We start from the raw sequence: 19,479 nt of genomic DNA, 5'->3' as shown, positions 1-19,479 counted from the left end.
CCACTCTCTACAGTCACTACAGCCGTTTTGGAGCCGGACGCAACGACTGTACGGCCAGCCGGTACCGGTCCGACACCGGGTGACGGAACGTCAGAGGAAGGTGGGGAAGCGGTATCCGCGCCGCCTCCCGCGTCACTTCCCGGGGAGCCGTTCGGTCAGCGCCGCGAGGACGGCCGGCGGCACCAGGTGGGAGACGTCCCCGCCCCACGCCGCGACTTCCTTGACCAGCGAGGACGACAGGAAGCTGTAGGTCGGGCTGGTCGGCACGAAGAGCGTCTCGACACCCGACAGGCCGTTGTTCATCTGGGCCATCTGGAGCTCGTAGTCGAAGTCGCTGACCGCCCGCAGGCCCTTGACGATGGCGGGGATGTCCCGCTCCTTGCAGTAGTCGACGAGGAGGCCGTGGTACGCCTCGACCTCGACGTTGCCGTACTCGGCGGTGACCTCGCGGATCAGCCCGATCCGCTCGTCGACGGTGAAGAGCCCCTGCTTGGACTGGTTGATCATCACCACCACGTGCACCACGTCGTACAGCTTGGAGGCTCGGGCGATGATGTCGAGGTGTCCATTGGTGATGGGGTCGAACGACCCCGGACAGACGGCGCGGCGCAACTGAAGTCCCTCGCTCTCCGGTCCGGTCATGGTGCGTCTTCGCACGCAGCGGCGGCGCGACCGTACCAAAGCGTCCCCTCGCCGTAGCGACGGGCCCGCAACGGCTCGATCCCGTCCGGCCAGGCGAACTCTCCGCCCCTGGTGCTGCGCTCCACGGTGACGAGGGCGTCCTCCGCGAGCCAGCCCCCCGAGCGGAGTGTGAGGAGAATCTCGCGAAGATCGTCGTCCGTGACCGCGTACGGCGGGTCGAGGAACACCACGTCGTACGGCTCGGCCGGTGGCGGGCCCTGGACGATCTGCTCGGCCCGGCCGGCCCGGACCTCGGCACCGGGCAGCGCCAGGGTCCTGGCGTTCTCCCTGACCGTGCGGGCGGCGCGGGTGTCGGCCTCGACGAGCAGGGCGTGGGACGCGCCCCGGGACAGCGCCTCCAGGCCGACGGCACCCGAGCCCGCGTAGAGATCGGCGACGCGCAGTCCCGCGAGGGAGCCGAGCAGCGACTCCCAGGTGGAGAACAGGCCCTCGCGGGCCCGGTCGGAGGTGGGGCGGGTGCCGTTGCCCGGCGGTACGGCCAGGCGGCGTCCGCCGGCCGCGCCGGCGATCACGCGGGTCATCTGGGTCCTTCGCGGAAGACAGCGCTCGATCGGCTCGACGGCCTGGTCGTGGCGATCGGACCGATCCGGTCATCTCCACGATATGGGTTGCGGGCGGCCGCGGACCCCGCCCGTCCCCGGGCCCGGTACGGCCGGAGCGCTACGGCCGGGCGCGGACCGCCGGCCCTGCCCGGGCCCGGCCGCGCGGGAGCGCCGGGGCCGGGCCGCGGCTCAGCCCTTGTCCAGGTACTGCTCGCGGTCCTTGTCCAGCAGGGCGTCCAGCGCCGTACGCAGCTCCGGAAGACCCTCCAGCTCCGGGTCGGCGCCGACGACGGACACGGCCTCCTCGCGGGCCGCGGCGATGATCTCCTCGTCCTCGATGACCGCGAGGACCCGCAGCGAGGAACGCACTCCGGACTGGGCCTGGCCCAGCACATCGCCCTCGCGGCGCTGCTCGAGGTCGATCCGGGAGAGCTCGAAGCCGTCCAGGGTGGCGGCCACCGCGCCGAGCCGGGCACGCGCCGGGCTCGCCTCGGGCATCTCCGTGACCAGCAGGCAGAGCCCGGGGGCCGAGCCGCGGCCGACCCGTCCGCGCAGCTGGTGGAGCTGGGAGACGCCGAAGCGGTCGGCGTCCATGATCACCATGGCGGTGGCGTTCGGCACGTTCACGCCGACCTCGATGACGGTCGTGGCGACGAGCACGTCCACCTCGCCCGCGGCGAAGCGGCGCATCACGGCGTCCTTGTCGTCGGGCGGCATGCGGCCGTGCAGCACCTCCACGCGCAGGCCCCTCAGCGGTCCGGCCGCCAGCTGCCCGGCCACGTCCAGCACGGCCAGCGGCGGCCGCTTCTCGGCCTCGTCCTCCGGCGACGTGCGCCGGGCCTCGGTGGAGGCGTCGAGGTCGTCGCCGATCCGCGGGCAGACGACGTACGCCTGGTGACCGGTCTCCACCTCCTCGCGCACCCGCTCCCAGGCCCGCGCCAGGAAGTGCGGCTTGTCCGCGGCGGGGACCACGTGCGAGGCGATCGGCGAGCGCCCGGCGGGCAGCTGGTCCAGCACGGACGTCTCCAGGTCGCCGAAGACCGTCATGGCGACCGTGCGCGGGATCGGGGTGGCGGTCATGACCAGCAGGTGCGGCGGCTGCTTGCCCTTGCCGCGCAGGGCGTCGCGCTGCTCGACGCCGAATCGGTGCTGCTCGTCCACGACGACCAGGCCCAGGTCGTGGAACTGCACCTTGTCCTCGATCAGGGCGTGGGTGCCGATGACGATCCCCGCCTCGCCGGTGGCGAGGTCGAGCAGGGCATGGCGGCGGGCGGCCGCACCCATCGACCCGGTGAGCAGCACGACCTTGGTGGCACGCTCGGCGCCGCCGAGCATCCCGCCCTCGGCGAGGTCGCCCATCATCTCGACGACGGACCGGTGGTGCTGCTGGGCCAGGACCTCGGTGGGCGCGAGCATCGCCGCCTGCCCTCCCGCGTCCACCACGGCGAGCATGGCGCGCAGGGCGACCATGGTCTTGCCGCTGCCGACCTCGCCTTGGAGCAGCCGGTGCATCGGATGCTCCGTGGCCAGGTCGCCGAAGATCTCGGCGGAGACCTTCCGCTGGCCCTCGGTGAGGGTGAACGGCAGCCGTGCGTCGAAGGCGTCCAGCAGTCCGTCCGGCACGGGCCGGCGGGCGACGGCGGGAAGCTGGGCGTCCGCGTACCGGCGCCGGGCCAGGGCCACTTGGAGGACGAATGCCTCGTCCCACTTCAGCCGCTGTCTCGCCTCCTCCACGTCGGCCTTGGTCTGCGGACGGTGGATCTTGAGCAGTGCCTGTGGGAGGGGGACGAGACCGCGGCCCTCGCGCAGCGCGGCCGGCAGCGGGTCCACGGCCTCCGTCGCGTGCGGGAGGACGGCGTCCACGGCCTTGGCGATCTTCCAGGACTCCAGGCCCTTGCAGGCCGGGTAGATCGGGATGAGTCTTCCGGCGAAGGCGCTGACCGCGCCCTCGCCGCTCTCGGCGTCGAGCCGCTCGTACGTGGGGTGGGCGAGTTGCAGCTTGCGGTTGAACACGGAGACCTTGCCCGCGAACATGGCGCGGGTGCCGGGCAGCAGGTCCTTGTGGGGCCGGTGCGCACCGCGCCCGAAGAACACCAGCTGGAGCCGACCGCTGCCGTCGGTGATGGTGACCTCCAGCCGCCGGCCGCGCCCGCCGTTGAACGTGAGCACCCGGGCGTCGGCGACCTGGGCGACGACGGTCACATGCTCGTCCAGCGGCAGCTCGGCGAGCCGGGTCAGCTGCCCGCGCTCCTCGTACCGGCGCGGATAGTGGTGCAGCAGATCACCGACGGTGCGCAGGTCGAGGTTCTCGGCCATGACCTTGGCGGTCGCGGGGCCGAGCGTCTTGGTCAGCGGTTCGTCCAGCACGCCGTCCATTGCACACCACGGCACCGACAACCGTCGCGCGTCCGCGGGAGCGGCGCGTTCCGAGGGGCGTACGGCACGCAGGGGAGGCGCCCGGGAGGTGCTGCGAGCCCTCCCGGGGGCCGCGAACCACCGCGAACTCCTGCGTACCGGCATGCACCGGCGTGCACCGGCGTGCACCGGCGTGCACCGCTGCTACCGCCTGCTACCGCTGATAACCCTGCTACCGCCGTGTACTGCAGCACACCTCCGTGAACCGCCGTGAACCGCCGTGAGCACCCTGCGAACCGCCGGGCAGCCACCGGGCAGCCGCCGGGAGACCGCCACGGCGCCACCGTCCGCCCCGGGCGGTCACTCCACGCCGACGAGGAGCGGGGCTCCCGCGCCCCCGTGGTAGATCACCGTGTCCACGGCCAGGTGCCCCGCCCGCACATGCGCCTCCAGCCGGTCGCCCAGTTCCGGCGGCGCGTCCTCGGGGAGGACCAGGGTGACGAGTTCGCCGCCGGCCGAGAGCATCCGGTCGAGAACCGTTTCGGCGGTGGTCGCGAGGTCCGCGCCGATCACCGCCACGTCGCCCTCGATGAGCCCCAGTACGTCGCCCGCCTGGCAGACGCCGGCGGAGGTGAAGGACTGCCGTTCGGCGACGGCCAGTTCGCCGTAGCGGGTCGCCCCCGCCGCCGAGGTCATGGCGACCACGTCCTCGTCGAAGCGGCGCCCGGGCTCGTGGACGGCGAGCGCGGCGATGCCCTGGACCGCCGAGCGGGTGGGGATGAGGGCGACCCGGACGCCCTCGTTGCGGGCCTGCTCGGCCGCCGCCGCCGCGGTGTGCCGCAGCTCGGTGTCGTTGGGGAGGAGCACGACCTCGCGGGCGTGCGCGCGCCGGATGGCCTCGACGAGTTCACCGCTGGCGGGCGGCTCGCCGGGCCTAGCGAGCACCGTGGTCGCGCCGGCCTCGGCGCACAGCCCGGCGAGCCCCTCGCCCGGCACCACGGCGACGACGGCCCGCTGGATGCGCTCCCGCGGCTCTGCGTGCCCGGCCGCCGCGAAGTGGGTGATCCGGATGCGGTACGGCCGGCCCGCCTCCACCCCGGCCTCCACCACCGCGCCCGCGTCGTCGGCGTGCACATGGACGTTCCACAGCCCGTCGCCGCCGACCACGACCAGCGAGTCGCCGAGCGCGTCGAGCCGTTCCCTCAGCCGGGCCACGGCGTCGTCGCCGGCCTCCAGCAGGTAGATCACCTCGAAGGCCGGCCCTCCGGCGTCGCACGCGTCGGCGGCCGTCGCCGTCACCGCCGGATGGACCCGTGCCGCGTGGCGTACCGGGGCCTCCCCCGTGACCGCCTCCGCCAGGGCGCCCAGCACCGCCACCAGCCCCTGCCCTCCCGCGTCCACCACACCGGCCCGCCCCAGCACGTCGAGCTGGTCCGGCGTCTCCTCCAGGGCCCGGCGCGCGGCCGCGTAGGCGGCCGCGACCGCCGCCGCGTCATCGCCGGGTGCCGTGCCGTCCGCGGCCCGGGCGGCGGCCGAGGCGACGCTCAGGATCGTGCCCTCCACGGGGTGCGCCACCGCCCGGTGTGCGGATTCCGCGGCCCGCCGCAGCGCGCCGGCGGCCCCGCCGCCGCCCTCCCCGAGCACCTCGGCCATACCGCGCAGCAACTGCGCCAGGATCGTTCCCGAGTTGCCCCGCGCCCCGATCAGCGCGCCGTGCGCCATGGCCCGCACGGTGTCGGCTAGCGCGGGGGCGGCCGAGCCGGTCTCGTACGCCGCGAACACCGCCTCCACGGCGGTGGCCGCGGACTCGACGGTCAGATAGAGGTTGGTGCCGGTGTCACCGTCCGCGACCGGATAGACGTTGATCGCGTCGATCTCCTCGCGCTCCCGGCCCAGTGCGTCCAGGGCGAGCGAGCACCAGGTGCGGACCGCCAGGGCATCGAGGGGCTGGGGCAACGAGGTCCTCCTTCGGCATTCCCTCCACACCGCGGGCGGACGTGGGCGGGGAGGCTGGGCTGCACCGCAGGGTAGACCCGGGCGGCGCCCGGAGCCGGGGTGGGGGCGCTGACGACCGTGGTAGTTTCGTTCTACGGACGCAGCCGTTGTATGCTGCTCCGGTTGCCCGATGAGAGTCGGGCCATTCCCCCGGCAAGCCACTTCAGACCACTGATTCCGGCACGCCGGATTTCACTGTAAGTGCATCTGAAGTCTTTGGAGTGACCCGTGGCTGCCAACTGCGACGTCTGCGGCAAGGGGCCGGGCTTCGGCAACAACATCTCCCACTCGCACCGCCGCACGTCTCGTCGCTGGAACCCGAACATCCAGCGCGTGCGTGCCGTGGTCGGTCGGACGCCGAAGCGGCTCAACGTCTGCACCTCGTGCATCAAGGCCGGCAAGGTCTCGCGCTAAGTGATGCTCCCCGCGTTCGTGCGGGGATGATCCCGCCGACGCTCCGTCGTAGCGCAGCCCTCCGGTTGCCGTGAAAGCCGGTCCACCTCTCGGTGGGCCGGCTTTTCGCCGTTCGCGTGGCGCCCGTGCCGGGCCGCGGCCCGGGCGTCTGCAGCCACCCGGGCGGTGTCCGGCCCGGGTGGTTCAGCCGCCCGGCCGGCGCCGTTCCCAGGCGTGGTCCACGGGCCCGATCCCGCCGCCGAGCGGGAAGCCCGCGGCGATCGCGCCCGTCACATACGCCTTGGCGGTCGCGACGGCCTCCGGGACGTCCGCCCCCTTGGCGAGTTCCGCCGCGACGGCCGAGGCGAGGGTGCAGCCCGTACCGTGCGTGTGCCGGTTGTCGTACCGCGGGGCGCGCAGCCAGTGCGTCGCGGTGCCGTCGGTGAGCAGGTCCACCGCGTCCCCGGCGAGATGACCGCCCTTGATCAGCGCCCAGCGCGGCCCGAGCGCGAGCACCGCGTCCGCCGCACGGGGCAGGTCGTCCTCGCTCTCCACGCACACACCGGTGAGAGCGGCGACCTCGTCGAGGTTGGGGGTGGCGACCGTGGCCACCGGCAGCAGCACCGTGCGGACGGAGTCGAGCGCGGACGCGGCCAGCAGGGCGTCGCCGTGCTTGGAGACGCCGACCGGGTCGACGACCACGGGGGCGTCCGTGCCGGCCAGCAGGTCCGCGACGGCCTCGACGAGCTCCGCCGAGGCGAGCATCCCGGTCTTCACTGCCTGGACGCCGATGTCGTCCACGACGCTCCGGTACTGGGCCCGTACCGCCTCGACCGGCAGCTCCCAGGCTCCCTGCACCCCGAGCGAGTTCTGCGCGGTGACGGCCGTGACGACGCTCATCCCGTGCACGCCGAGCGCGAGCATGGCCTTGAGGTCCGCCTGGACACCGGCGCCGCCGCCGGAGTCGGACCCGGCGACGGTGAGCACCCGCGGCGGCGCCTGCCGGCTCACGCCTCCCCCCCGAAGTGGTCCCAGCCGCCCTTGCTGGTCCACGGTGCGCCGTCGACCGTCACCTGCGGCAGCGCCGACGGGTTGAGCACCTCGCCGATCACCTTCCACCGGGCGGGCAGCTTCGCGTCCGGCGGGAAGGTGGCGACGATCGCGTGGTCCTCGCCTCCGCTGAGCACCCACTGGAGGGGGTCGACGCCGACGGCCTGGCCGATGTCGTTCATCTGCGAGGGGATGTCGATCAGTCCGGAGCGCAGGTCGATGCGGACCTTGCTGGCGTCGGCGATGTGGCCGAGGTCGGCCACGAGTCCGTCGCTGACGTCGGTCATCGCCGTGGCGCCCAGTCCGGCGGCGGCGGGACCCGCGTGGTACGGCGGTTCGGGACGCCGGTGCGCCTCGACGAAAGCCCGCGGCGAGCGGAACCCGCGCGACAGCACCGCGTGCCCGGCGGCGGACCAGCCCAACCACCCGGTGTACGCGACGACATCGCCGGGCTGGGCCCCGGCCCTGGTCACCGGGTCGTGGTTGCGGAGGTCGCCGAGAGCGGTGATCGCCAGGGTGATTGTGTCACCGCGGACGACGTCGCCGCCGACGACGGCCGCGCCGGCGACCTGGCACTCGTCGCGGATGCCGTCCATCAGCTCGGTGGCCCAGGTGACCGGGAGGTCGGCGGGGACCACCAGGCCGAGCAGCAGCGCGGTCGGCACGGCACCCATGGCGGCGATGTCGGCGAGGTTCTGCGCCGCCGCCTTGCGGCCCACGTCGTAGGCCGTGGACCAGTCGCGCCGGAAGTGCCGTCCCTCCAGCAGCAGGTCGGTGCTGGCCACGACCCTGCGGTCGGGTGCGGACACGACCGCGGCGTCGTCGCCGGGTCCGAGCCGTACCGCGGGAGTGGAGGTGAGCCTGGAGGTGAGCTCCCTGATGAGCCCGAACTCCCCCAGCTCGCCCACAGTGCCCTTCATCTCGTCATGCCCTTCGTCGCCACGGTGCCGCCGGACGGCCCGGCCCACCTGCTGTCCGTGCGGTCGCGAGCCGTCACCGCTGTAGGTACCGTCGAGTAGGCCCCGTCGGCCGTCAACTTCTGTGCCCGGTACGCCACGCTGCGCGCGCCCCGGGGCGCGCGGGTCTCCCCGCGGCCCGCGACGACGCGATACCGTGGCGTCCCTTCTCCCCACATGATCCTCGTGGCCGCCCTGGAGGTTCCGTGGTACAGGCGTACATCCTCATCCAGACCGAGGTGGGCAAGGCGTCGACGGTCGCCGACACCATCTCCAAGATCCCGGGAGTGATCCAGGCCGAGGACGTGACGGGTCCCTACGACGTGATCGTGCGCGCCCAGGCCGACACCGTCGACGAACTGGGCCGGATGGTGGTCGCCAAGGTCCAGCAAGTGGACGGCATCACCCGTACGCTCACCTGCCCCGTCGTGCACCTCTAGCCCCCGTCTACGCTTGGCCGGTGATGTCTCACCGCCGGCTCCCGTTCCTGCCCCTCGCCGCCGTGCTGCTGGCGGCCGCGGGCTGCTCCGCCACGGACGCCGCCCGGCCGGTCGCCGTTCCCGCTCCCCCCGCCGAGGAGAAGGCCCTGTGCCTGGCGCTGCACAAGGCGTTGCCGGCGTCGGTGGCCGGTGAGAGCCGCCGGGATCCCGAGCCCCGCTCCGAGCTCACCGCCGGGTGGGGGGACGCCGCGATCGTACTGCGCTGCGGCGTGCCCCGCCCCGCGGGGCTGCAGAGCACCCAGGCGGACGGGGTGGAGGTGAACGGCGTGAACTGGTTCTCCGAGGAACTGGAGGACGGCGCCCGGTTCACCACCACGTACCGCAGGACGTACGTCGAGGTGACGCTCTCGGACCGGTTCACGGACATGGGGCCGCTGACGGAACTCGCGGGGCCGGTCGCCAAAACCGTCCCGCCGCGCTTCACCCGGACTCCCTAGCCCGCGTCAGGACGGGCGGCGAAAAGGGAGCGTCGTCCGCCCGCGGGGCGGGGCGGGGCGGCGGCATCCGGCGCGCCGCCGCACGGCGGTGGGAGCGGTGGGAGGGGAGCACCGTGCCCGCGCCGGCCGTCGGCAAGACGCGGGGCATCGGCGAGGCGCGGGGGCGGCGAGGCGCGGGGGAACTCCCGTGGCCGAAGGGCTGCGGGGAAGTGCGCGCCGGACGCCCCCGGCGAGGGTCTCGCAACCCGCCCCAGGGCCCCGGAAGCACGGTTGCCCCCGCACCCGGTGACGGGTGCGGGGGGGGACGGCTCAGCGCAGGCCGGTGGAGCGGCGGAGCGCCGCCTGGACCAGACGGTCGACGAGTTCCGCGTAGTCGACCCCGGACTCCTGCCACATGCGCGGGTACATGGAGATGGGCGTGAAGCCCGGCATGGTGTTGATCTCGTTGATCACGAACTCGCCCGACTCGGTGAGGAAGAAGTCCGCGCGGACCAGCCCCTCGCAGGACGCGGCCTCGAACGCCTCGACGGCGAGCCGCTGCACCTCGGCGGTCTGCTCGCCGGTGAGCGGCGCGGGCACCAGCCCGGTGGCCGAGTCGATGTACTTGGCCTCGAAGTCGTAGAAGTCGTGCGCGGAAACGGGCGGGATCTCGGCCGGCACGCTGGCACGGGGGCCGTCCTCGAACTCCAGCACACCGCACTCGATCTCGCGGCCGCGCAGCAGCGCCTCCACGATGACCTTGGGGTCGTGGCGCCGGGCCTCCTCCACGGCCTCGTCCAGCCCGGCGAGGTCGTCGACCTTGGTGATGCCGATCGAGGAACCGGCGCGGGCGGGCTTCACGAACAGCGGCCAGCCGTGCTCACCGGCGAAGTCGACGATCTTCCTGCGGGCGGCGGAAGGATCCTGCTCCCACTCCCGGGGCCGGAGCACCGTGTAGGGGCCGACCGGCAGTCCGAAGGAGGCGAAGACGCGCTTCATGTACTCCTTGTCCTGGCCGACGGCCGAGGCGAGCACGCCGGATCCCACGTAGGGGACTCCGGCGAGCTCGAGCAGGCCCTGGAGCGTGCCGTCCTCGCCGTACGGACCGTGCAGCACGGGGAAGACGACGTCGACCTCGCCGAGGGCCTTGGGGACGGAGCCCGGCTCGCTGTAGACGACCTCGCGGTTGGCGGGGTCGACGGAGAGGACCACGCCGCCCTCGGCCGACTCGGCGAGGTCGCCGACGGACGGCAGCCGCCGGTCGGCGATGGCCATCCGGTCGGGCTCGTCGGCGGTGAGCGCCCAGCGGCCGTCCGCCGTGATGCCGATGGGAAGGACCTCGTACTTGGTGCGGTCGATGGCACGCAGTACCGCGCCGGCCGTCACGACGGAGATCGCGTGCTCGGAGCTTCGGCCGCCGAAGACGACCGCGACGCGCGGCTTGCGGAGCGCCTCACCGCCGGTGGGGGCAAGGCCGGTGCTCTGGGACTGGTTCTCGCTCATATCGCGACGAGCGTACCCTGCGCCTCCGCCGGGTCGAAGGGGCGCGCGGCCACCGAACGGAAGAGTGAGCTCCGGCTGCTTTCCTCAGTGGCGCTCGGGCTTGGCGCTGCGGGACATCAGCTCCTTGAGCGCCACCACCGGCGGCTTGCCCTCGTGGACGATCGACACGACCGTCTCGGTGATGGGCATGTCGACGCCGTGCCGGCGGGCCAGGTCCAGAACGGACTCGCAGGACTTCACGCCCTCGGCCGTCTGCTTGGTCGCGGCGATGGTCTCCTGGAGCGTCATCCCCCGGCCGAGGTTGGTGCCGAAGGTGTGGTTCCGGGAGAGCGGCGAGGAGCAGGTGGCCACGAGGTCGCCGAGGCCGGCGAGGCCCGAGAACGTCATCGGGTCGGCGCCCATGGCGAGTCCGAGGCGGGTCGTCTCGGCGAGCCCCCGGGTGATGAGGGTGGCCTTGGAGTTGTCGCCGAGACCCATGCCGTCCGCGATGCCGACGGCCAGGCCGATCACGTTCTTGACCGCCCCGCCGAGTTCGCAGCCGACGACGTCGGTGTTGGTGTAGGCGCGGAAGTAGGGGGTCATGCAGGCGGACTGGAGGCGCCGGGCGACGTCCTCGTCGGCGCACGCGACGACCGCCGCGGCGGGCTGGCGGTCGGCGATCTCCTTGGCCAGGTTGGGCCCGGTGAGGACGGCGACCCTCCGCCTGACCTCGTCCGGGGCGCCCCCGGCGGGCGCCTTGGCGACCACCTCCTCGATGACCTCGCTCATCCGCTTGGCGGTGCCGAGTTCGACGCCCTTCATCAGCGAGACCAGCACGGTGCGGGGGGCCAGCAGCGGCGCCCATTCCGTGAGGTTGGCGCGCAGCGTCTGGGACGGGACGACGAGGACGGTGAAGTCGGCGTCCCGGGCCGCCTCGGCAGGGTCGGTCGTGGCCCGGACCGCCTCGGGGAGCCGGACGCCGGGCAGGTAGTCGGGGTTGGTGCGGGTGCTGTTGACGGCGTCGACCAGCCCGGCGCGGCGGCCCCAGAGGGTCACCTCGCAGCCCGCGTCGGCCAGGACCATCGAGAAGGCCGTGCCCCAGGAGCCCGTACCGAAGACGGCTGCTTTGACGGAACGAGTCACTTTGTCCCCTCCTCCGCGGCCCTGCGCCGCTGATCGGCCCGCGCCCGGCGGTGGTCGTACGGCGTGGCCGGCGCCCGCTCGCCGCGGATCTCCTCCAGCTGCGCGGTGATCGCGGCCATGATGGCCTCGGTGGCCTCGCGCAGGACGTCGGGGGTGGGCTCCAGCCCGTGGAACCGGGACAGGTCCACGGGCGGGCCCGCCTGCACGATCAGGGTCTTCCGGGGGAACAGCCGCAGCTTGTTCTGCGTGGCGTACGGCGGCATCGCCAGGTTGGCGCCCCACTGGGCGACGGGAATGACCGGGGCCTTGGTGAGGAGTGCGACGCGGGCGGCGCCGGTCTTGCCGACCATCGGCCACATCGCGGGGTCCCGGGTCAGCGTGCCCTCGGGGTAGAACGCGACGCATTCACCGCTCTCGATGGCGTCGACGGCGGCCCGGAAGGCGTCCAGGGCGTTCGTCGTCTCCCGGTAGACGGGGATCTGGCCCGTGCGGCGAAGCATCATGCCGACGAAAGAGGCCTCGAAGAGCCCGGCCTTCGCCAGGAAGCGCGGGACCCGTCCGGTGTTGTACTGGTAGTGCGCGTAGGAGAGCGGGTCCAGGTAGGAGTTGTGATTCACCGCCGTGATGAATCCTCCGTCGGCCGGAATGTGCTCCATTCCCCGCCAGTCCCGCTTGAACAGAACCACCAGCGGCGGTTTCGCGATGACCGCGGCAAGGCGGTACCAGAAGCCGATTCTGCGGCGGGACACTCGGACACCTTCCTCTTTGGACCTGACTGCCGCCCGGCTGGCGCCCGGCTGCTGGGGGTCAAGTGTCGCCCCAGGCCCCTGGTCTGTCGAGGACACCGTACGCCCCGCTCGTGACACCGGGCCGCCGGGACGGCGGGACGGCGGGTGACAATGTGCCCGTGCACTGGTCACTGGTCGTCCCCCTGAAGCCGCTGGCACTGGCCAAGAGCAGGCTGTCGGAGGCCGCGGGTGGTGCGATGCGCCCGGCGTTCGCACTCGCCTTCGCGCAGGACACCGTCGCCCGGGCGCTGTCCTGCCGTGCCGTGCGGGATGTGGTGGTCGTCACCGACGATCCGCTGGCGGCGGCCGAGCTGAACAGGCTGGGCGCGCGTACCGTGCCGGACTCGCCGGGCGCCGGGCTCAACGCCGCGCTGGCCCACGGGGCCGCCGAGGCGCGTGCGCTGCGGCCGGCCGCGGCGGTGGCGGCGCTCAACGCGGACCTGCCGGCCCTGCGCCCCGAGGAATTGGACCGGGTGCTCGCCGTGGCCGGGCAATTCCCCAGGGCTTTCCTGGCGGACGCCGCCGGAATTGGCACGACATTCCTGTCCGCGGCACCCGGCGTGGAATTGCGTCCCGCATTCGGCGGGCACTCGCGGCACCGGCATTCGGCCTCCGGGGCCGTGGAAATCGAATTGGACGGGGTGGAGTCGGTACGCCGCGACGTGGACACCGGGGACGATCTGCGGGCCGCCCTCGCGCTGGGAGTCGGCCCGCGGACCGCCGCCCGGTGCGCCGCGGCACCGGCCGCCTGGTGCTGCTGAACCCGCCGCGGCTCCCCGTGCGGCCGCGGACGGCGCCGGGGCCTGTCCGGCCCGGGCCGACCGGACTGGCCCGGGCCGACCGCGACGGAACACCCGTCGCCCGCGCCGGATAGGCTCCGGGGCATGCAGGCGACCGCGTACACGTACGACCCAGCGACCCGCAGCGGGAGTGTGCTGCTCGACGACGGGACTCCGGTGGACTTCGGCACCGCGGCGTTCGACGCCGGGGGGCTGCGGCTGCTCCGCCCGGGCCAGCGGGTCCGCATCGAGACCGAGGGCGAGGGCGACGCCTTCCGGATCACCCTGGTGACCCTGCAGACGCTCTGACCGTCCCGGGGCGCCCCGGACGACGACGGACCGGGACCGGGACCGAGGCGGCCCGAGGTAGTCAGAGGCAGTCAGAGGCAGCTTGAAACGGTCCGGGGAACGCCGCGGGCCGGGCTCCCCAAGGGGAGTCCGGCCCGTCGCGTGAGTGGCCCTGAACTGGTGCGCCGCTTACTTCTTGCGGGCGGTGGCCTTCTTGGCGGAGGTCTTGCGCGCGGTGGCCTTCTTCGCCGGCGCCTTCTTGGCCGTCGCCTTCTTGGCGGGAGCGGTCTTCTTCGCCGCCGTCTTCTTGGCGGTGGTCTTCTTCGCCGCCGCGGTGGTCTTCTTGGCGGTGGTCTTCTTCGCCGCCGTGGTCTTCTTCGCCGTGGTCTTCTTGGCCGTGGTCTTCTTCGCGGCGGCCTTCTTGGCCGTCGCCTTCTTCGCGGCGGCCTTCTTGGCGGCGGTCCCCATCTGGAGGCTTCCCTTGGGAGCCTTCTTGACGGACACTTCGCCACCCCTGGGGAGCTTCTTCGTGCCGCTCACCAGGTCCTTGAAGCCCTGGCCGGCGCGGAACCGCGGCACCGAGGTCTTCTTGACCCGTACGCGCTCGCCCGTCTGCGGGTTGCGGGCGTAGCGGGCCGGACGGTCCACCTTCTCGAACGAGCCGAAGCCGGTGACCGAAACCCGGTCGCCGCCGACAACCGCGCGGACGATCGCGTCGAGGACCGCGTCGACAGCGTCGGCGGCCTGCTGCCGACCGCCCATCTTGTCGGCAATCGCTTCTACGAGCTGCGCCTTGTTCACGTCTTCCCCTTCGGAGACATCGCCGGAACGAAACTGTTCAAGCTATTTCGCACGTTAGGCAGATATATACCGCAAATCAAACACGAAACGGGCTAATCACCCTAGTGCCGCAACGAAGTCGACCGTCGCGGCACGCGACCGCGCCGCATATCGGCCCACTCGGCGGGTGGTCAGTCACCTTGGGGGAATCGACCTTCATCGAGGTCCTTCATCAACCGGTCCAGGCGCCTTGCGGCGTCTGCGAGATCGTGCTTCGCCACGGCCGTCACTGCCAGCAGCTTCCGGGACAGCGCCATCCGTACGCCCTCCGGAACATGCAGTTCGCGCACCCTTGTGTGCGCTTCCTTCAGTCGGGCCGCGACCGCCTCGTAGAGCTCGAGTTGGCTGTCGCGTTCCATGCACCGATTGTGCCATCTGGGGCGAGTTGTCGCCCCGGGGGGCCTCAACATGCGACTGCGCCCCCCACCGGGCGGTGGGGGGCGCAGTACCGGGAAACCGCTGCTCAGACCTCGATCGTGCGGGGTTTGAACGAGGGCCTGGAGGCTTCGTGGGCGGCGATGTCCGCTTCGTTCTGAAGGGTGAGGCTGATGTCGTCGAGTCCGTTGAGCAGCCTCCAACGGGCGTTCTCGTCGAGTTCGAAGCCGGCGGTGATGCCCTCGGCGCGGACCTCCCGGGCCTGAAGGTCCACGGTGATGTCGGCGTCGGGGTCGGCCTCGGTCAGTTCCCAGAGGCGGTCCACCGTGGCCTGCGGGAGGACCACGGTCAGCAGGCCGTTCTTGAGCGAGTTGCCGCGGAAGATGTCGGCGAAGCGGGAGGAGATCACGGCCTTGAAGCCGTAGTTCTGCAGGGCCCAGACGGCGTGCTCCCGGGACGACCCGGTGCCGAAGTCGGGGCCGGCGACCAGGACGGTCGCACCCTGCCGTTCGCGCTGGTTGAGGACGAAGTCGTCGTTCTTGCGCCAGGCCTCGAACAGTCCGTCCTCGAACCCGTCGCGGGTGACCTTCTTCAGCCAGTGGGCGGGGATGATCTGGTCGGTGTCGACGTTGCTGCGGCGCAGCGGGACGGCCCGGCCGGTGTGGGTGGTGAAGGCTTCCATGGTGGTCAGACTCCGGCGGGTGCGGGCGTGGCGGACGCGTCGGTCAGGTCGGCGGGTGAGGCGAGGTGGCCGAGGACCGCGGTGGCGGCGGCGACCTGCGGTGAGACCAGGTGGGTGCGGCCGCCCTTGCCCTGGCGCCCCTCGAAGTTGCGGTTGGAGGTGGAGGCCGAGCGCTCCCCGGGGGCGAGCTGGTCGGGGTTCATGCCCAGGCACATCGAGCAACCCGCGTGCCGCCATTCGGCGCCGGCTTCCTTGAAGACCTTGTCCAGGCCCTCCTCGACGGCCTGCAGCGCGACGCGCACCGAGCCGGGGACGACCAGCATCCGTACGCCGTCGGCGACTTTGCGGCCGGTGAGGATGTCCGCGGCGGCGCGCAGGTCCTCGATACGGCCGTTGGTGCAGGAGCCTACGAAGACGGTGTCGACCCGGATGTCGCGCAGCGGCTGGCCGGCGGTCAACCCCATGTACTCCAGGGCCTTTTCGGCCGCGAGGCGCTCCGATGCGTCCTCGTACGATGCCGGGTCGGGGACGCTGGCGGAGAGCGGGGCGCCCTGGCCGGGGTTGGTGCCCCAGGTGACGAAGGGGGAGAGCTCGGCGGCGTCGATGAACACCTCGGCGTCGAAGACCGCGTCGTCGTCGGTGCGCAGGGTCTTCCAGTACGCGACCGCGGCGTCCCAGTCCTCGCCCTCGGGCGCGTGGTCGCGTCCCCGCAGGTAGTCGAACGTGGTCTGGTCGGGGGCGATCATGCCCGCCCGGGCACCGGCCTCGATCGACATGTTGCAGATGGTCATGCGGGCCTCCATCGAGAGCTTCTCGATGGCGGAGCCCCGGTACTCCAGGACGTAGCCCTGGCCGCCGCCGGTGCCGATCCTGGCGATGATGGCCAGGATCAGGTCCTTGGCGGTGACTCCGTCGGGCAGCTCCCCCTCCACGGTGATCGCCATGGTCCTGGGGCGGGCCATGGGCAGCGTCTGGGTGGCCAGGACGTGCTCGACCTGCGAGGTTCCGATGCCGAACGCCAGCGCGCCGAAGGCGCCGTGGGTGGAGGTGTGGGAGTCGCCGCAGACCACCGTGGTGCCCGGCTGGGTCAGTCCCAGCTGCGGTCCCACCACGTGCACCACGCCCTGCTCGACGTCGCCCAGCGGGTGCAGCCGGACGCCGAACTCCGCGCAGTTCTTGCGCAGGGTCTCCAGCTGGGCTCGGGAGACCGGGTCGGCGATGGGCTTGTCGATGTCCAGGGTCGGGGTGTTGTGGTCCTCGGTCGCGATGGTGAGGTCGAGCCGCCGCACCCGGCGGCCGCTCTGACGAAGACCGTCGAACGCCTGCGGGCTCGTCACCTCGTGCAGGAGGTGGAGATCGATGTAGAGGAGGTCTGGCTCGCCCTCGGCGCGCCGGACGACATGGTCGTCCCAGACCTTCTCCGCGAGTGTCCTGCCCATCGCTTTCCCTCCGGCCCGGCAGCGTCGCCGGGCACCAGCTAGAGATCGATTGCTCCTCCGTCCGCATGTCGGGCCGGGCGGAGGGCGCGGGCCCTTGTGCGGGCACACGTCCAGAGTCGCAACTTCTCGGGGAATATGAACTTGCGTTTCACAGAGTGAGACGCGAATATCGTTGCATGGACAACTCTAGCGGTGTCGGCGTTCTCGACAAGGCAGCTCTGGTGCTGAGCGCCCTGGAGTCCGGTCCGGCCACCCTCGCCGGGCTGGTCGCGGCGACAGGGCTCGCACGACCCACGGCACATCGCCTCGCCGTGGCTCTGGAACACCACCGGATGGTGGCGAGGGACATGCAGGGCCGGTTCATCCTCGGCCCGCGCCTGGCGGAGCTCGCCGCCGCGGCGGGCGAGGACCGGCTGCTGGCCACGGCGGGGCCGGTGCTGACGCATCTGCGCGACGTGACGGGCGAGAGCGCGCAGCTCTACCGCCGGCAGGGAGACATGCGCATCTGCGTGGCGGCCGCCGAGCGGCTGTCCGGACTGCGGGACACGGTACCCGTCGGCTCCACGCTCACGATGAAGGCGGGCTCCTCGGCCCAGATCCTGATGGCCTGGGAGGAGCCGGAGCGGCTGCACCGCGGCCTGCAAGGGGCCCGCTTCACCGCGACGGCGCTGTCCGGTGTACGGCGCCGGGGCTGGGCGCAGTCGATCGGCGAGCGCGAGCCGGGCGTCGCGTCCGTCTCGGCGCCGGTACGCGGCCCCTCCAACCGGGTCGTCGCCGCCGTCTCGGTCTCCGGGCCGATCGAGCGGCTCACCCGGCACCCCGGCCGGATGCACGCGCAGGCCGTGATCGACGCGGCGGCGCGCCTCTCCGACGCACTGCGCCGCTCCGGCTGACGTTCCCGCCCGACGGCATCCCGCCGACGGCACTCCCCCGACGGCGCTCCCCCGACGGCGCTCCCGGACGGCGCACCTCGGCTCGGTCCGCGCCCGCGCCCGCCTGCGCCCGCCCGCACCCCTCGGTTGCCCGTCGGCTGCCCGTCGGCGCGAGCGCGCTCCCGTGCGGAGCCGCCCGGTGCCGGGCGACGGGCCGGCGCCCCGCCGCGCCGCCGGAGGCACGGCCGGGCGCCCCGCGATCACGCGGAGCGCAGGCGCTCCGCAGCCCGGTCGCCGCGGCGGGCGACGGGGACGACCCCGGTCGCCGCCCCCAGCCCGTACGCGGGCATGTTCACATAGACGTTCTCGTACGAGCCCGCCGGCACGATGTACGTCTCGTGCCAGAAGCCGACCCGGCCCCTGCCCTCGCGCATCCGCTTGTTGAACGCCGCCCAGGCCGGGCGGTGCCCCTTGTCCTGGTCCGCCGCGTAGGCGAAGAGCTTCTCCACGCTGTCCCAGTACTGGACGACGAAGAGGACGCGCGGGCCGCCCAGCAGCAGCCGGTGGCCGAGCAGCCCGCCGCCCTCGTCCCGCGACAGTTCCTTCAGCATCCGCGACATGGCCCGGAACACCGGCCACCAACTCCGTACCGCGCGGAAGCTGTTGATACGCATCCCGATGAGGAAGACGATCACGTCGCCCTGCGCATCGGCGGTCATTCGACCCTGGATCGGAGTGCTGCCCATCGCTGTTTCCCCTTGGACTCACCTTGGATAGTTCTACTATCCATGATTGGATAGTGACACTCTCCAAGAAGGGGCGCAAGTGCATGAGGCTCGCGGAACTGAGCGAACGCAGCGGGGTGCCGATACCGACGATCAAGTACTACCTGCGTGAGCGGCTGCTGCCGCCGGGCCACCGGATCAGCGCCCGGCAGGCCGAGTACGACGAGGGGCATCTGCGCCGGCTCCGCCTGGTCCGCGCGCTGATCCAGGTCGGCCGGATGCCGGTGGCGACGGCGCGCGAGGTGCTGGCGGCCGTCGCCGACGACGACCTCGACCCCCACAGGCGATTCGGCGCGGCCGTCTGGGCCATCCCGGACGCCCCGGAGCCGGACGAGGGCGACCCGGCCGTGGACGCGGCATGCCGCGCGGCGGACGCCCTGCTGGAGCAGTTGGGCTGGACGTTCGGACGGGAGGTGGGCGCGCAGTCACCCGCCTACCGGATGGTGGTCTCCGGGATCGCCACGATGGTGCGCCTCGGATATCCCTGCGACGTCGGGCAACTGCTGCCGTACGGCCGGAGCGCGGCCGAACTGGCCGTCGCGGACCTGGACTTGGTGGAGGGGTACGAGCCCGGGGAGGAGCAGGTGGAGGCGGCGGTGGCGCTGACCGTGCTCTACGAGCCGGTGCTGCTCGGCCTGCGCAGACTGGCCCAGGCCGAGGAGTCGAACCGCCGGTTCGGATGACCGGGAAGGGCCGCGCCGCACAGGGAGGACGGGAAAGACGGAGAGGCCCTCCCGGACGGAAGGGCCTCTCCTCGGTGTACCCCCGACCGGATTCGAACCGGCGCTACCGCCTTGAGAGGGCGGCGTGCTAGGCCGCTACACAACGGGGGCAAGATCTTGATCCATCAGGACGGATCAGCTGGCCTACCTGGACTCGAACCAAGACTAACTGAACCAGAATCAGTCGTGCTGCCAATTACACCATAGGCCACTGGTGGTTTAGACCAGTTGGTACCCCCGACCGGATTCGAACCGGCGCTACCGCCTTGAGAGGGCGGCGTGCTAGGCCGCTACACAACGGGGGCCTGGGCGATCCCCACCCGGCATGAGCCGGGTGTTTTTTCACTGCGGGACCACCGGGTGCGACCCGGTGAT

General features: G+C 72.5%; 21 protein-coding genes and 3 tRNA genes. 7 read left to right on the top strand and 17 right to left on the bottom strand.

Annotated features, from left to right (window positions below; all coding sequences use genetic code 11):
• Positions 1–132: 132 nt before the first annotated feature.
• From coaD to DDW44_RS22070, 4 genes are all read right to left on the bottom strand, one after another.
• Positions 133–642: a pantetheine-phosphate adenylyltransferase gene (coaD, locus tag DDW44_RS22085; protein WP_017947610.1), complete on the bottom strand. Its 510-nt coding sequence runs from the start codon at positions 640–642 to the stop codon at positions 133–135.
• A complete protein-coding gene (gene rsmD, locus DDW44_RS22080; RefSeq protein WP_018891873.1) occupies positions 639–1,223 on the bottom strand; it encodes a 16S rRNA (guanine(966)-N(2))-methyltransferase RsmD in 585 nt (194 codons plus the stop codon). Before rsmD ends, coaD begins: the two co-directional genes overlap by 4 nt.
• A gap of 210 nt (positions 1,224–1,433) precedes the next feature.
• Positions 1,434–3,620: an ATP-dependent DNA helicase RecG gene (recG, locus tag DDW44_RS22075; protein ID WP_017947608.1), complete on the bottom strand. Its 2,187-nt coding sequence runs from the start codon at positions 3,618–3,620 to the stop codon at positions 1,434–1,436.
• A gap of 339 nt (positions 3,621–3,959) precedes the next feature.
• Positions 3,960–5,555: a DAK2 domain-containing protein gene (locus tag DDW44_RS22070; protein WP_108907477.1), complete on the bottom strand. Its 1,596-nt coding sequence runs from the start codon at positions 5,553–5,555 to the stop codon at positions 3,960–3,962.
• A gap of 267 nt (positions 5,556–5,822) precedes the next feature.
• On the opposite strand from DDW44_RS22070, the gene rpmB reads away from it, so the two are divergent.
• Positions 5,823–6,008 (top strand): 50S ribosomal protein L28, encoded by a 186-nt coding sequence (gene rpmB, locus DDW44_RS22065; RefSeq protein WP_003957616.1) that lies wholly within the window; start codon positions 5,823–5,825, stop codon positions 6,006–6,008.
• A gap of 183 nt (positions 6,009–6,191) precedes the next feature.
• On the opposite strand, the gene thiD is transcribed toward rpmB, so the two are convergent.
• A complete protein-coding gene (thiD, locus tag DDW44_RS22060; protein WP_108907476.1) occupies positions 6,192–6,998 on the bottom strand; it encodes a bifunctional hydroxymethylpyrimidine kinase/phosphomethylpyrimidine kinase in 807 nt (268 codons plus the stop codon).
• Positions 6,995–7,957 carry a thiamine-phosphate kinase gene (locus DDW44_RS22055; RefSeq protein ID WP_026281960.1) on the bottom strand — a complete coding sequence of 321 codons (963 nt, stop codon included), beginning with the start codon at positions 7,955–7,957 and terminating at the stop codon, positions 6,995–6,997. Before DDW44_RS22055 ends, thiD begins: the two co-directional genes overlap by 4 nt.
• Before the next feature lie 242 nt (positions 7,958–8,199).
• Here DDW44_RS22055 and DDW44_RS22050 point away from each other — a divergent pair, with 242 nt between their 5' ends.
• Together DDW44_RS22050 and DDW44_RS22045 are read left to right on the top strand one after the other, a co-directional pair.
• Entirely contained in the window at positions 8,200–8,433 is a 234-nt protein-coding gene (locus DDW44_RS22050) for an Lrp/AsnC family transcriptional regulator (RefSeq protein ID WP_017947604.1), read from the top strand.
• A gap of 23 nt (positions 8,434–8,456) precedes the next feature.
• Positions 8,457–8,930, top strand: a complete 474-nt coding sequence (locus DDW44_RS22045) for a DUF3515 domain-containing protein (RefSeq protein WP_108907475.1) — start codon at positions 8,457–8,459, stop codon at positions 8,928–8,930.
• A gap of 309 nt (positions 8,931–9,239) precedes the next feature.
• Here the strand turns inward: DDW44_RS22045 and DDW44_RS22040 are convergent, their stop codons facing one another.
• From DDW44_RS22040 to DDW44_RS22030, 3 genes are all read right to left on the bottom strand, one after another.
• Positions 9,240–10,412 carry a D-alanine--D-alanine ligase family protein gene (locus DDW44_RS22040; RefSeq protein WP_108907474.1) on the bottom strand — a complete coding sequence of 391 codons (1,173 nt, stop codon included), beginning with the start codon at positions 10,410–10,412 and terminating at the stop codon, positions 9,240–9,242.
• Between the two features lie 84 nt (positions 10,413–10,496).
• Complete coding sequence (locus tag DDW44_RS22035) at positions 10,497–11,534, bottom strand: NAD(P)H-dependent glycerol-3-phosphate dehydrogenase (RefSeq protein ID WP_108907473.1); 1,038 nt, start codon at positions 11,532–11,534, stop codon at positions 10,497–10,499.
• Positions 11,531–12,283, bottom strand: coding sequence for a lysophospholipid acyltransferase family protein (locus tag DDW44_RS22030; protein ID WP_108907472.1), 753 nt, complete (start codon positions 12,281–12,283; stop codon positions 11,531–11,533). The genes DDW44_RS22035 and DDW44_RS22030 overlap by 4 nt, the downstream gene beginning before the upstream one ends.
• Before the next feature lie 110 nt (positions 12,284–12,393).
• Between DDW44_RS22030 and cofC the strand changes: the two genes are divergently transcribed.
• Positions 12,394–13,083 (top strand): 2-phospho-L-lactate guanylyltransferase, encoded by a 690-nt coding sequence (gene cofC, locus DDW44_RS22025; RefSeq protein ID WP_108907471.1) that lies wholly within the window; start codon positions 12,394–12,396, stop codon positions 13,081–13,083.
• Positions 13,084–13,206: 123 nt separating this feature from the next.
• A complete protein-coding gene (locus tag DDW44_RS22020; RefSeq protein WP_108907470.1) occupies positions 13,207–13,410 on the top strand; it encodes a hypothetical protein in 204 nt (67 codons plus the stop codon).
• Between the two features lie 168 nt (positions 13,411–13,578).
• On the opposite strand, the gene DDW44_RS22015 is transcribed toward DDW44_RS22020, so the two are convergent.
• The 4 genes from DDW44_RS22015 to leuC all read right to left on the bottom strand — a co-directional run bounded on the left by DDW44_RS22015 (position 13,579) and on the right by leuC (position 16,725).
• The gene (locus DDW44_RS22015; RefSeq protein WP_108907469.1) at positions 13,579–14,190 is read right to left on the bottom strand and encodes an HU family DNA-binding protein; all 612 of its coding nucleotides are present in this window, start codon (positions 14,188–14,190) and stop codon (positions 13,579–13,581) included.
• A 170-nt stretch (positions 14,191–14,360) separates the two neighbouring features.
• Entirely contained in the window at positions 14,361–14,588 is a 228-nt protein-coding gene (locus tag DDW44_RS22010; protein WP_017947596.1) for an SCO5555 family protein, read from the bottom strand.
• Between the two features lie 104 nt (positions 14,589–14,692).
• Positions 14,693–15,286 (bottom strand): 3-isopropylmalate dehydratase small subunit, encoded by a 594-nt coding sequence (gene leuD / locus DDW44_RS22005; RefSeq protein WP_017947595.1) that lies wholly within the window; start codon positions 15,284–15,286, stop codon positions 14,693–14,695.
• Between the two features lie 5 nt (positions 15,287–15,291).
• A complete protein-coding gene (leuC, locus tag DDW44_RS22000) occupies positions 15,292–16,725 on the bottom strand; it encodes a 3-isopropylmalate dehydratase large subunit (protein ID WP_108907468.1) in 1,434 nt (477 codons plus the stop codon).
• A gap of 176 nt (positions 16,726–16,901) precedes the next feature.
• On the opposite strand from leuC, the gene ndgR reads away from it, so the two are divergent.
• The gene (gene ndgR, locus DDW44_RS21995) at positions 16,902–17,618 is read left to right on the top strand and encodes an IclR family transcriptional regulator NdgR (protein WP_017947593.1); all 717 of its coding nucleotides are present in this window, start codon (positions 16,902–16,904) and stop codon (positions 17,616–17,618) included.
• 239 nt (positions 17,619–17,857) lie between these two features.
• On the opposite strand, the gene DDW44_RS21990 is transcribed toward ndgR, so the two are convergent.
• Complete coding sequence (locus DDW44_RS21990) at positions 17,858–18,316, bottom strand: DUF4188 domain-containing protein (protein WP_018891885.1); 459 nt, start codon at positions 18,314–18,316, stop codon at positions 17,858–17,860.
• Between the two features lie 110 nt (positions 18,317–18,426).
• Between DDW44_RS21990 and DDW44_RS21985 the strand changes: the two genes are divergently transcribed.
• Entirely contained in the window at positions 18,427–19,065 is a 639-nt protein-coding gene (locus DDW44_RS21985; RefSeq protein WP_208648052.1) for a MerR family transcriptional regulator, read from the top strand.
• A 77-nt stretch (positions 19,066–19,142) separates the two neighbouring features.
• Here the strand turns inward: DDW44_RS21985 and DDW44_RS21980 are convergent.
• The 3 genes from DDW44_RS21980 to DDW44_RS21970 all read right to left on the bottom strand — a co-directional run bounded on the left by DDW44_RS21980 (position 19,143) and on the right by DDW44_RS21970 (position 19,409).
• Positions 19,143–19,215: transfer RNA gene (locus tag DDW44_RS21980), tRNA-Glu, on the bottom strand.
• A 28-nt stretch (positions 19,216–19,243) separates the two neighbouring features.
• Positions 19,244–19,315: transfer RNA gene (locus DDW44_RS21975), tRNA-Gln, on the bottom strand.
• Between the two features lie 18 nt (positions 19,316–19,333).
• Positions 19,334–19,409: transfer RNA gene (locus DDW44_RS21970), tRNA-Glu, on the bottom strand.
• Between the last annotated feature and the right edge of the window lie 70 nt (positions 19,410–19,479).

This window comes from Streptomyces tirandamycinicus (genome assembly GCF_003097515.1).
Taxonomy (GTDB): domain Bacteria; phylum Actinomycetota; class Actinomycetes; order Streptomycetales; family Streptomycetaceae; genus Streptomyces; species Streptomyces tirandamycinicus.
This window is presented reverse-complemented; position numbering and strand designations above follow the sequence as displayed.